A 12,351-nucleotide genomic window follows, 5' to 3' on the forward strand; every position below is an offset into this window, starting at 1 on the left:
GCTTATCGCTACGATCAAAGATATTGCCCAACTCGCAGGCGTCTCTCCGGCCACAGTCTCTCGTGTATTAAATTATGATCAGGAGCTATCCGTAGGAGATGAGACAAAGAAAAAAATCTTTGAAACCGCCGAAGAGCTGAACTATACGAAGTTTAAAAAGAACCAGCCACTCGAGAAACAAACAATCCGACTGGTTCAATGGTTCAATGATCAAGAAGAGCTGGCAGATATCTATTACCTGTCCATTCGTCTTGGGATTGAGCATAAAGCAGAAGAGCTTGGCTATACATTATTCAAAGAGCCGCTAGATCAACTGACAGACAAAGCGGCAGATGGAACGATTGCTTTAGGAAAATTTGATCAAAAACAAATCGAGTCCCTTAGCAAACTCAAAGGAAAACTACTTTTCACTGATTTTGATGCCTCTGCCGTTGGATTCGATTCCTTAGTTATTGATTTTTCTCAAAGTGTTGACCTCGTTTTAGAACAGCTTTTGAAAGAGGGCCACCAGCAGATCGGTATTCTCACAGGGGTCGAACACACGAAGGGATCAGAACAACCTTTAGCCGATCCTCGTTACGACCTATTCAAGCAGAAAATGACTGAAATGAAACTTTTTAATGAAGAATTTGTTATCAAGGCTCCTTTTTCTGTTGAAAGTGGCTATCAAGAAATGTTGAACTTTCTTGATAGCGGACACCCTCTTCCTGATGCGCTTTTTGCTTCCAGCGATGCACTGGCGATCGGTGCGATGCGTGCATTACAAGAGCGAGGCATTCAAATTCCCAATGATTTATCTATCATCGGCTTTAATGATGTCAGTGTTGCCAAATATGTCTCTCCCCCACTATCAACAATCAAGGTCTACACCGAATGGATGGGGGAACTGGCGGTCAGTACAGTGGCAGAATTAATCAAAGAAGAAGCCCCTGTTCCTCGAAAAATCATGCTCGCAACAGAGCTGATCAATCGGTCATCAACTAAGAGAATCCGCTGACACACCTAGAAAATGACTAGCTTTTAACTCTGAAATAAAAATACAAAAAAAGACACGCTGATTGAGTCAAAAAATCAGCGTGTCTCTCTTGTATCTTTTCATTCAAAGCTTAATCCCGGTACGGCATTCAGATAGTAATCAGCTGTCCGTCCCTTCTGCAGCTCAATGTGTGCGGCTGCACCGATCATGGCCGCATTGTCTCCACATAATTTCAGCGGAGGAATAATCAACTGAACCTCTGGTAATTCCTCAGAAACCATCTTCGCCAAGGCGTCCCTCAACCCTCTATTCGCTGCGACCCCACCAGCAACAATCAATTGCTTCACAGGATATTCCCGACATGCTCGCAGTGTTTTAGCAGTCAGTACATCGATCACACTCGCCTGAAAGCTCGCTGCCAAATCTTTTTTATCCAACAGTTCCTCACGCTGCTCAGCATTATGAACAGTGTTGATAAATGAACTTTTCAAGCCGCTGAAACTGAAATCATAATTCTCTTCTTTCATCATCGCTCGAGGGAAATGGAACGTATCTTGTCCGAGATGAGCCAATTCATCGATTTCTTTTCCACTTGGGTACGCAAGTCCTAATACTCGACCAACCTTATCGTATGCTTCACCTGCCGCATCGTCACGAGTTTCTCCAATGATCTGGTAGGAGCCATCCTCTTTCATATAAACGAGCTCCGTATGCCCTCCACTTACCAAAAGGGCCATTAAAGGAAATTCCAGCGGCGCAACCAAACGTGCCGCATAAATATGTCCGGCCATATGATTCACCGGAATCAATGGTAAATCGTGCGCCCAAGCAAAAGCTTTGGCAGCTGAAACCCCGATCAGCAAGGCCCCAACCAGTCCCGGCCCATAGGTTACTGCTACTGCCGAAAGCGCATCAGCACTGACATTTGCTTCCTGTAAAGCCTCTTCGATACACAGAGTGATTTGCTCCACATGATGCCGACTGGCCACTTCAGGGACCACGCCGCCAAATCGACGATGACTCTTGATTTGAGAAGCAATGATGTTTGAAAGGATCTCACTGCCATTTCGTATCACTGCAACACTCGTTTCATCACAGCTGCTTTCAATAGCCAACAGCAGTTCATTTTCTTTTTCCATATTAGCGAGTCAATCCTTTCATTATCGATATAAATAAGTCTTTTTCATAGCGCTAGTTGCTCTATCAATAACTACTTTTTCAAGCTGTTAGTCAGCCAACTAAGCTTTCTTCATTTTATAAAATCAGTTCCATCACCCAACCATCCTCCTGCGGATGATGGTAGTACTTTTTTCGTTTATGAATACATTGGAAACCTAATTTTTCATACAAGGTTCGAGCGCCCTGATTCGATTCACGTACCTCCAAAAGCAGTCGTACAAACTCCTTTTTACGCCAGTAATTGATTGCTTCTTCCAACATCTGTCGCCCATATCCATACTGTTGACTGTCCTTATCAATCACAATATGAGAGATGTCCAGTTCATCTAACACCTGATAATAGCTGATAAAACCAAGCCAATGATTCTCCCTCATAAAAGTCAGGTAGTGACTATTCTCCTGAACGATATCTTGTCTGAACTGCTCCAACGACCACGGCGATCCATGCAAATAGCTTCGTTCACTAATTTGCCACAGCTTCTCTGCCCAGCCAGCATCTTGCTTATTCAGCTCGTTTATCATTGATCGTCATCCAAAAGTTTGATCATTTCCAATGCATCTTCCCCATCATCATAATACGCTTGGGTGATTTTGCTGGAAATAAAGCCGGCTTTTCGATACACACTCTGTGCATGTTTGTTGCTCAAGCGAACCTCCAGCGATACTCTCGTACAATTATGGCTTTCAGAAAATTCAAAGGCTTCATTTAAAAGGTATGTCCCGAGTCCTTTTCCTTGTCCTTTTGCTGCAACAGCAACATTTGTGATGTGTCCGTCGAAGTCAATGACTCGACAACCAATAAATCCAATCGTCTGCCCTTCCTTTTCAGCAAGGATATACAAATGCGGATTTTTAGAGCTGAGCTCTGATAAAAATGCCGATCTGGTCCAAGGTAATTCACCCTCGTACACCTCTCGTTCAATAGACAATAAATCTTTAATATCATCTGGTGTGATTTCTCTCAAAACATACGCATCATTGTCAATGGTAACGGATCGCTCTGTATAACTGGTCCACTTTTTCTTTTTCCCAAATAATTTCCGGATAGAATCAAATTTTTTCAACGTAGTTTTCATCTCCCAAAGCATGTTCTTTTAGCCAGTTCTCTTCTGCCTCCACTCTTTTTAAATAATGAGGGAGAAACGAATGAATCTCTTTTTCAGGTGTACCAACTGCGCCTAATTGAGCTAATACAGCACCAGATGGAATCTGCCATTGTGGTTGTTCATTGATCACTGCATTCGGTAATTTTTCTTCAATCAATGCTCGGAATTTTTCAACATCCTCGCCTACAAAATAAATAGAAGGATACGCCATTAAACGATCAAGCCACACCTCCATTGAAGTATGATGATCTGAAACGATTGTCTCCCATTGCTTTTGGTCTGTATTATAGTGATAGGCGCCCGTATACACATTATTTCTACGCGCATCAAACAGCGGAACGATCAAACTCTCTACATTTACACATCCGGCAGCCAATGTCAGCAGACTAGATACCCCTACAAGCTCCTTTTTGAGCGTATAAGCAAGTGTCTTTGCTGTTGTCACGCCAATTCTAAGTCCTGTATATGAGCCCGGCCCCTGAGCAACGACGATTCGATCCAAGTCGGTCGGTTTCAACTGACTTGCTTTCATCAACTCTGTAACGGCAGGCATCAATGTCATACTATGATTTTTCTTTGTTGTACTTGTATATTCTCCAAGAATTCTATTTTCTTCCATAACAGCCACAGATAATGTCTGATTGGAGGTATCGATAGCTAAAATGCGCACAAAAAAACCAGCCTTTCCCTTTCTTTTGTCGACTTATTGTAGCACATTTTCATGCCAAGGTAAAAACCGAAAATCGTTTATTCTCTTCCTAGGGTAGTTTCCATCCTTAATTTCCTACCAAAGTATTATTCTTCCTATAAAAACCTATGGTATAATACGATTACATTCATTTAAAGGAGGAAATAAAATGGGTATTATCAAATCAGCTTTAGGCGCTGTGACTGGTGGAATTGGTCGGGCAGCGATAGATTCTGTATCTGGAGGCTTGGCAGATCAGTGGATCGAGGTCATCGAACCTGAGGAAATGTCAGCTACAACAGTGATGACTAAAGGGGTTTTTGTTAAGAGAGACGACAAACGCGGTTCAAATAAAAAGTCTACAACTGATGTGATTACAGATGGTTCTGTTATTCACGTCTATCCGAACATGATGATGATTCTTGTTGATGGTGGGAAAATCATCGATTATTCAGCAGAAGAAGGATACTATACAGTCAAAAATGACTCTGCTCCCTCTCTGTTCAATGGTAGTCTGAAAGATGCAGTTGCTGAAACCTTCAATCGGGTCAAATTCAGCGGAACAACGCCTCAAAAGCAACAGGTTTTCTATATCAATTTGCAGGAAATCAAAGGGCTCAAATTTGGCACAGCTACTCCAATCAACTATTTTGATAATTTTTATAATGCCGAGCTATTTCTTAGAGCACACGGAACCTATTCTGTAAAAATAACTGATCCATTACTATTCTTTACAAACGCTGTTCCACGTGACAAAAATCAGGTCGATATGAATGATATCAATGAGCAATATTTGGCAGAATTTCTGACCGCATTACAGGCTTCAATAAATAAAATGTCTGCCGATGGCGAACGAATTTCTTATGTTCCATCAAAAAGTATGGAGTTAAGCAGCTATCTATCAAATGTGTTGGATGACAGCTGGCGCTCTTTACGAGGAATCGAAATCGTCTCAGCGGCAGTTGCCAGCATTTCTTATACAGATGATTCAACGAAGCTGATCAATATGAGAAACCAAGGCGCTATGCTTGGCGACCCTAGCGTACGTGAAGGCTATGTCCAAGGTGCTATGGCACGTGGAATGGAAGAAGCTGGTAAAAACCCAGGTGGTGCAACAGCTGGATTTATGGGTGTTGGTATGGGCATGAATACCAGCGGCAACTTCTTCGGACAAGCATCACAGACGAACCAGCAGCAGATGCAGCAACAACAAGCACAGCAAAATCAAACTGCTGGTGCTGGCAGTGAGGACGGTTGGAAATGCCCGCAATGTGGCACAGAGAATCACGGTAAGTTCTGTTCAAACTGCGGAACATCTAAGCCAGAAGAAAACAAGCCAAAACTGGAAATGAAATGTGCAGATTGCGGTGAAGTCGTTGACCTATCTAACGGCATCCCTAAATTCTGTCCAAATTGCGGCAAACCATTCCAAGGTGTTCCTTTATAACCACTAAAACAACTGAAAAGAAAAGTCAGACCGCTTGCTCTTATTGATTTTCTGAATGAATAAGAGCAGCGCTCTTGAAGAAACCAAGTACCTACTGTCCACACTCTGTTTATTGGTACGTGTGAACCGTTCATACTTGTTTCTATTTTTTTATCGTGACTGTTCTTTTCCCATTTAATAGAAGGAGAAAAATAAAAAGATGGATAGTACCTTTACACACAAATGTCCCAATTGTAGCGGCCCTCTTCACTTTGATCCTAAAGATCAGAAGTTTCATTGCGAATACTGCTTGAGCATCTTTTCAGAGGAGCAGCTAACTGCTTTCGCTCAAGCTCAGAAAGAAGCGCATTTACAAGAAGAGCCTCAACCCACTACAGCGACTGAAGAAACTATGCAAGAAAGTACAATAGAACAATCCGCTTCCGGCGAGATGGAGGTTTTCCTCTGCTCAAGCTGTGGTGCAGAAATCGTAACTGACGCAACAACCGCAGCAACCTACTGTTATTTCTGTCACAACCCTGTGGTTCTATCAGGCAGGATCAGCGGCAAATTTTTACCAGACAAAGTTCTTCCTTTTGCGATCGAAAAAGAAGAAGCAGTCAAACAGTTTCTCGCTTGGACCAAGAAGAAATGGTTCATTCCAAAAGACTTTTTCAATAAAGCCCAAATCGAGAAGTTGACAGGTGTTTACTTTCCTTACTGGTCTGTTGATTCAGAAGTTAGTGGTGAGATGGATGCTGAAGGCGTGACGCTTCGTGTTTGGCGAACTGGTGATACTGAGTATACAGAAACCAAGCAATATGCTGTTCGTCGCAAGGGAAAAATTTCCTTTAAAGAACTGATCAAAAATGCCCTGTCTAAAAACGTTCAGCAAAAAATGGTTGAAGGGGTTCAACCTTTTGCTATGGACAAAGCAGTTGATTTCAAATCCCAATATCTGGCAGGCTTCCAAGCAGAAAAACGAGATATTGAGTTTGAAGCCTTGAAAAATGAAGTACAACAGGAACTTAAGAACTACTCCCAATCCTTGCTGGAAAACTCTGCAACTGGATACACCAGTCTTTCTAAGGTTCGAGCAAACATTACGATAGATGGACAAAAGCCAAACTATGTGTTATTGCCAATTTGGCTGGTGACTTACAATAATCGTTCCGGCGATGATAAAGTCTACTATTACGCGATGAATGGGCAAAGCGGTAAGGTCAATGGCGAACTGCCGATTAGTTATAAACGTCTGGGAATGATGGGCGGCATCATTTTTGCCGTACTTCTGGTTCTCTTCTTGATTGGGGGATACATGGTATGAGAAAACGATATGCCTTATTAGCCATTGCTTTGTTTAGCTTTCTTTTCGCTCTCCCTTCTCTAGCTTATGCTTCAGACAACACTGTAGATGATCAAGCCGGGTTGTTTTCTTCAAGTGAGATTCAGCAATTGAACGAAAAAGCAGCTGTAATTGAGAAGAAATCAAAAGCGCAGGTCTTCATTGTCACAACAGATAACAGTGACAAAGATCCGTATAAATTTGCAGATTATTATTTATTAGACACCATTGGTAAAGATGAGAATGGGATCATTTTCTATATTGATATGAACAATCGCGAGTTCGTCATTTCCAGATCCGGAAATATGATCGATTACCTGAATGATAAGCGAACAGAGAGTGCATTAGATGATATTGAATACTTTATGAGCGATCAAAATTATTTCGGTGCGGCGGATAGCTATCTGACTAGCGTCAGCACATTCTTTGATAAAGGTGTACCAAAAGGCCATTATCGGATTGATTCAGAAACTGGAAAGATAACTTATTACAAGTCACTGACTACTGGTGAGATCATTCTTTCTATTGTTGGAGCAGCATTAATTGCTGGTGGATTCGTCCTCTTCTCCATTTCAAGGTATAAATTGAAATTTGGTGGTGGATATAACTACCCAGTATATGAAAAATCTTCCTTGCAATTAACTGAGAAAGAAGATCGTTTTGTTAATTCCTTTGTCACGACCAGACACATTCCAAGAAATAATTCCGGCGGTGGAGGTTCTGGCGGCGGAAGCGGCGGAAGTACTACTCACACGACCGGCGGTGGAACATTCAGCAGTAGTGGTCGAGGATTTTAAGCAACTTTTCCTTAGTCAAAAACAGCGTTTGAGCTTCTGGCCCAAACGCTGTTTTTTAAATTTCCGGAAAGTTGGTCAATACATAGTCCTCGGCTTCTTTTGACCAGATGCCATCGGTCTTGCTGACGATTTCCGCCAATTCTTTATTTAGTTGAGTCAAGTCATTCAACTCAGTTCTTTCAAACTCTTTATGTGTATAAACCAGCTTCTTCCCGCCACCGATTTCAGGCTGTTTCAACGTTGTTTCTCCTACAGCATTCAGCCCTAAAATATGTGTGACAACATTGGCAACATGTACTTTCTTACTCTCAATAAGAGCAACGGCTTTTCTCATATCTTCTGTGTTGCCACCGGAGGTTCCTACATAATGTGTGAAGGAATAATGCAGATCGTAAAAATTAACAGGTGCCGAAAATTCTTTGTCTTGCGGTCCCGCGAAAAAGTTTAAGCAGCCATCAGGATTCAATAATGCTGAAGCGTCTGTCAATACTTGCGCAACAGGGATCATGACGAAAATATCATCAAATTTGCCATCAATTGCTTTTTGCAGACGTTCCACTTGGTTCGCTTCATCCTTTACGTTGATATACAAAACTTCAATACCATTTTGGCTTGGATATAATGTTTCTGCACGGCGCAGCTTGTCTTCGTTGACATCTGTTACGACAATTTTTTTCGGTTTCCGTTCACCATGAAGCGCATAATCAATAGCCAGCAAGCCCATAGGCCCTGTGCCCCCCATAATCAGTAAAGCCCCATCCTCTTTGATGCCCATTTCATGTTCATAGCTGTTTTCTATTAGATGAAAATTTGCCTCAAAGGCACCGATCACACAAGAAAGCGGCTCGATCAATGACCCTTCAAAATAAGTTTCCCCATTGTAGGGAATCAAGCAATCTTGCTCCATCACGTCTTTGGATAAAATGATATACGTGGCATCTCCCCCTGTATAAGCATAGGAATAACCTGGACAGTCTGGTCGATCCGTCAGCTGTAAATTTGCCTGAACGACATATTTCTCCCCTACCTTAAATTTGTCCTGCCATTTAGCACCAACTTCAAGGATTTCTCCACAAAACTCATGTCCAACAATAATCGGATTATCCGCAAGGTCATTCGGTGCTTTTTTATGATCCGCCCCTTGATTTGCCAGCTTCCACGTGGACATACAAATACTATCTGTAATAACAGAGGCTAAAATCTCGTCCTCCTTGATTGTAGGAAGCTCAAACTCTTCCAATCGTAAATCCTTTTTCCCGTATAATCGAACAGCTTTTGTCTTCATGATTTTCTGTATCCCCTTTTCTAATTTATCAAAGCCGATTACTGATCATTGCTCTTTCAGTAGCAACTCTTTCTTTCACGATTGCATCATGCCCTTAAGCTATTTTTACTGAAAAATTCCCAGACCATAGCCGGCAATCCCTACCGCAAATAGAATGAAAATCAACAGAATCGGACTAACCTTCTTCTTCAACAGCTTCATCATCAACAAAGTCAAACCAAGCGCCAACAAGCCCGGAACCAAATCATCCAAAATATTTTGAACCGTGGTGATAACCGTTGCACCATCCGCTCCCGGTGTTTCAGAAACGACTAGCGGAACATTGATCGTCGTCCATTTCGTAACTAATACTCCCATGATGAACAAGCCTAAAATCGTTGCCCCCTCTGTCAGCTTCTGTAATAGATTACCTGACAAATCCTGAACAATATCCAAGCCTTTTTTAAAGCCATAGGTCAGGCCAAACCATTTCATCGCCAAACGAACCAGATTGAATGCGACAAAGAAGAAAATCGGGCCAAGAACACTGCCATTCAGCGCTAATGAAGCGCCAACTGCAGCTGCGATCGGTCTTAATGTCCCCCAAACCAATGGATCGCCAACACCAGCCAAAGGCCCCATCAAACCGACCTTTAGACTATTGATTGTACCGTCATCGATTTCCGCACCACCGGCTCTTGCTTCTTCCATAGCAATCGTTACACCAATGACCGGTCCACAGACAGCCGGTGTTGTATTGAAAAATGTCAAATGACGCTTCAATGCTTCTGCTTGCTCTTCCTTCGTTTTATAAACTCTTTTGATCGTCGGAATCATATCCACACAAAATGCCAAGGCATGGATACGCTCGTAGTTGAAAGAAGCCTGTTGAAAATTTGAAAAAACGAAGGTTGTCATCAAGTCTTTTTTTGTAATCAATGATTGTGTCTGTTTTTCAGCTATTTCTGTTGTACTTACTGTCTCCATTTTGCTCCTCCTTAATCATCCAGCTCATCATCTGCTACAAATCCTGCAGTTGCCAGATTTCCTGTTTCTGATTCTAGTGGTTGCTTTTTAAAATTAGGATTCAACTGTACATAAATCAACGCTGTAATCAACCCGACCACACCAAATGAAAGTAGACTGAATTCCAAGTAACCACCTAATACAAATCCCAGATAGAAAAATGGCATCAAGTATTTGACACTCATCATATTTAAAACCATGGCATAACCGACTACAACGATAAAGCCTCCTGCAACGGCTAGACCACCTGTTACCACATCTGGAATCATCGACAGCATCGTATTGACCATTTCTGCACTAACAAACATTGCGACGATAGTAGCCGGAATTGCCACACGCAAGGCTTGGACAAATAACGCACTGAAATGAAGGAAAATAATTTTATTGAATGCCGCTTTTTCTGCTTCACGATCCGCCGCGTGCTGAAACGCGACCGTGATTGTTCGAGCAATAACTGTAAGTACTTGACCAGCTGCTGCAACCGGCAATGCAATCGCGATCCCGGCTTGAATGTCCTGCTGACCAACGACTACAAGAATCGTGGAAATAATACTGGCCAAGGCCGAATCGGGCGATTGAGCTGCACCAATATTCATCCAACCTAACGCAATTAACTCCAATGTCCCACCAAGAATAATACCTGTTGTCAAATCACCTAATATCAATCCAATAACTGTACAAGCAATCAACGGACGATGCGTTTGAAATTCATCTAAAACACTTCCCATACCTGAAATAGCCGAAAAAATAAAAATCAGTATAATCTGAATCACTGAAAGTTCCATTTATGCTCCTCCTTTTACACCACAGCTTCATTGAGCTTTGCTTCGAAATCCAGTTTAGAATCCGTTGCAACCACCCGACAATCCAGCTCCACACCCTGTTCCTTTAATTGCTTAAACGCTCGAATATCTTGATCGTTCACAGAAATTGCTTTCGTAATTTGAACTTTTCCAGTTTTGAACTGCATCCCACCTATGTTGATCGATTGCAACGGGACTCCTGCTTGCACCATTTCAAGAACCTCTGTCGGATTGGTAAATAGATAAAAAACTGTGTCTGTTGCATATTTAGGATTGTTATATACTTTGACAGCTTTTTCCACATCGACAATGTTCACTTTGATTCCCGGCGGTGCAGCTTGTTTGACCAATGTTTTACGAATCGTATCCTCATTCACTTCTTTACTGACGACAATGATCCTTTCTGCGCCTGCTTCCTTTGCCCAGACAGTTGCAACCTGTCCATGAATGAGACGATCATCAATTCTAGCTAATCTGATGTCCATTTATAACTCCTCCTCTTCCTCTATCAATTCTCCACTGAAGCATTGAACCGTTTGTGCTGCCAATTCTTTCATTTTGCATGCGATTTCATTTATTGATTCAGTCTCAATGAGACTGGCTGCTTCTAAGACAAGGGGCAGCGACATTCCTGAAATAACTTGAATCTCTCTCTCTTCTTTTAAAGCAATACTGCAGCTTGCATTATAGGGTGTCCCACAAAAAAGATCGGCCATGATCAAGGTAGGTTCATCGATAGCATTCAACGTTGACTTCAACTTGCTTTCAAGACTTTCCAATCCATCTTGTTTTTCAAATACAACAGGATGAAAGCGATTATTTTCCCCAAAGATCATTTCCAGAGAGTTTTTCATTTCTATTGCTAAAAATCCATGCGCAACTAAGATTATTTGAGCCATTTTTTTCTCCTATCCTCTGGTTTTTCCACCGGCAACATTGATTGTGACACCGCTGATATAGCTGGCTTTGTCAGAAATCAGATAAGCAACCGCATCAGCAATTTCGGTCAGTCGACCACTTCGACCTAACGGAATCGTGCTTGTTTGGCTATATCCTTTGCGAATATCCTCGACGGTCTTCCCTCTTGTGTACGCCAAAGCTGTTTCGTAGTTCAACGTTCTGAGTCCCGTTTCTTCCATGATTCCCGGTGCAATTCCGACAACACGTATGCCTTCTTTGCCAAGCTCTTTAGCCCATGATCGAGTAAAGCTATTGACAGCTGCCTTCGTAGCGGCATAGCAGCTCTGACCTTCCGAGCCTTCCAGACCAGCTTCTGATGACATATTGATAATTACACCGGATTTTTGCTTCAACATGATTTTTCCAACGAGCTGGCTAGCCAGATAAACCCCTTTTTGGTTGATATTTGTCATTCGTTCAAATAGTGCATCCGTCAGCTCGTACTCACTCTCGATTTCTTTGTCTGCCAATAAAGCAGGCGCATTGACTCCGGCATTATTTACCAAAGCATCGATTTTTCCGTATTTATTCATAGCAAAATTTACTAAGCCTTCAACAGATTCTCTGGATGTTACATCTGTTTGAACAAAATCCAGATTTGGATGTTTCAGCTTTCCTTCATTGATGTCACCATTTACAACGAATACACCAAGCTGACATAATTCTTCTGCAACTGCTGCGCCAATGCCTGATGAAGCACCTGTCACAATTACCACTTTATCTTTGATATTCAACCAATCCATCTCTCATTCAGCCTCTTTTCACATTTGATATTTCTAAT

Annotated in this window: 14 protein-coding genes; 4 read left to right on the forward strand and 10 right to left on the reverse strand. The window is 42.0% G+C overall.

Translation table 11 applies throughout. The features are described from left to right. The first annotated feature begins 4 nt into the window (after window positions 1-4). The gene (locus A5888_RS04970) at window positions 5-997 is read left to right on the forward strand and encodes a LacI family DNA-binding transcriptional regulator (protein ID WP_086348096.1); all 993 of its coding nucleotides are present in this window, start codon (window positions 5-7) and stop codon (window positions 995-997) included. Between the two features lie 98 nt (window positions 998-1,095). Here A5888_RS04970 and tsaD read toward each other — a convergent pair whose 3' ends face one another. From tsaD to tsaB, 4 genes are all read right to left on the reverse strand, one after another. Further along, a complete protein-coding gene (gene tsaD / locus A5888_RS04975) occupies window positions 1,096-2,115 on the reverse strand; it encodes a tRNA (adenosine(37)-N6)-threonylcarbamoyltransferase complex transferase subunit TsaD (RefSeq protein WP_086348097.1) in 1,020 nt (339 codons plus the stop codon). Between the two features lie 115 nt (window positions 2,116-2,230). Continuing rightward, window positions 2,231-2,677: a ribosomal protein S18-alanine N-acetyltransferase gene (gene rimI, locus A5888_RS04980; protein ID WP_086348098.1), complete on the reverse strand. Its 447-nt coding sequence runs from the start codon at window positions 2,675-2,677 to the stop codon at window positions 2,231-2,233. Next, window positions 2,674-3,231, reverse strand: a complete 558-nt coding sequence (gene rimI / locus A5888_RS04985; protein ID WP_086348357.1) for a ribosomal protein S18-alanine N-acetyltransferase — start codon at window positions 3,229-3,231, stop codon at window positions 2,674-2,676. Before rimI (A5888_RS04985) ends, rimI (A5888_RS04980) begins: the two co-directional genes overlap by 4 nt. Next, the gene (gene tsaB / locus A5888_RS04990; protein ID WP_086348099.1) at window positions 3,206-3,931 is read right to left on the reverse strand and encodes a tRNA (adenosine(37)-N6)-threonylcarbamoyltransferase complex dimerization subunit type 1 TsaB; all 726 of its coding nucleotides are present in this window, start codon (window positions 3,929-3,931) and stop codon (window positions 3,206-3,208) included. The genes rimI (A5888_RS04985) and tsaB overlap by 26 nt, the downstream gene beginning before the upstream one ends. Window positions 3,932-4,118: 187 nt before the next feature. On the opposite strand from tsaB, the gene A5888_RS04995 reads away from it, so the two are divergent. The 3 genes from A5888_RS04995 to A5888_RS05005 all read left to right on the forward strand — a co-directional run bounded on the left by A5888_RS04995 (window position 4,119) and on the right by A5888_RS05005 (window position 7,517). Next, a complete protein-coding gene (locus A5888_RS04995) occupies window positions 4,119-5,396 on the forward strand; it encodes an SPFH domain-containing protein (RefSeq protein WP_086348100.1) in 1,278 nt (425 codons plus the stop codon). A gap of 199 nt (window positions 5,397-5,595) precedes the next feature. Next, window positions 5,596-6,702 (forward strand): ATP-binding protein, encoded by a 1,107-nt coding sequence (locus tag A5888_RS05000; protein WP_086348101.1) that lies wholly within the window; start codon window positions 5,596-5,598, stop codon window positions 6,700-6,702. Next, window positions 6,699-7,517, forward strand: a complete 819-nt coding sequence (locus tag A5888_RS05005) for a TPM domain-containing protein (protein ID WP_086348102.1) — start codon at window positions 6,699-6,701, stop codon at window positions 7,515-7,517. The genes A5888_RS05000 and A5888_RS05005 overlap by 4 nt, the downstream gene beginning before the upstream one ends. A 55-nt stretch (window positions 7,518-7,572) precedes the next feature. Here the strand turns inward: A5888_RS05005 and A5888_RS05010 are convergent, their stop codons facing one another. The 6 genes from A5888_RS05010 to A5888_RS05035 form a co-directional block, all read right to left on the reverse strand. Further along, a complete protein-coding gene (locus A5888_RS05010; protein ID WP_086348103.1) occupies window positions 7,573-8,802 on the reverse strand; it encodes a zinc-binding dehydrogenase in 1,230 nt (409 codons plus the stop codon). A gap of 105 nt (window positions 8,803-8,907) precedes the next feature. Next, the gene (locus A5888_RS05015) at window positions 8,908-9,768 is read right to left on the reverse strand and encodes a mannose/fructose/sorbose PTS transporter subunit IID (RefSeq protein WP_086348104.1); all 861 of its coding nucleotides are present in this window, start codon (window positions 9,766-9,768) and stop codon (window positions 8,908-8,910) included. A gap of 11 nt (window positions 9,769-9,779) precedes the next feature. Beyond that, window positions 9,780-10,592 carry a PTS mannose/fructose/sorbose transporter subunit IIC gene (locus tag A5888_RS05020; RefSeq protein WP_086348105.1) on the reverse strand — a complete coding sequence of 271 codons (813 nt, stop codon included), beginning with the start codon at window positions 10,590-10,592 and terminating at the stop codon, window positions 9,780-9,782. 14 nt (window positions 10,593-10,606) lie between these two features. Then, on the reverse strand, window positions 10,607-11,095 hold the full coding sequence (locus A5888_RS05025; RefSeq protein ID WP_086348106.1) for a mannose/fructose/sorbose PTS transporter subunit IIB: 489 nt from the start codon (window positions 11,093-11,095) through the stop codon (window positions 10,607-10,609). After that, window positions 11,096-11,509, reverse strand: coding sequence for a PTS sugar transporter subunit IIA (locus A5888_RS05030; RefSeq protein ID WP_086348107.1), 414 nt, complete (start codon window positions 11,507-11,509; stop codon window positions 11,096-11,098). A gap of 9 nt (window positions 11,510-11,518) precedes the next feature. Next, window positions 11,519-12,313 (reverse strand): SDR family oxidoreductase, encoded by a 795-nt coding sequence (locus A5888_RS05035; RefSeq protein WP_086348108.1) that lies wholly within the window; start codon window positions 12,311-12,313, stop codon window positions 11,519-11,521. Window positions 12,314-12,351 lie beyond the last annotated feature (38 nt).

The organism is Enterococcus sp. 9E7_DIV0242 (genome assembly GCF_002140975.2).
In the GTDB taxonomy this organism is placed as follows: domain Bacteria; phylum Bacillota; class Bacilli; order Lactobacillales; family Enterococcaceae; genus Enterococcus_L; species Enterococcus_L clewellii.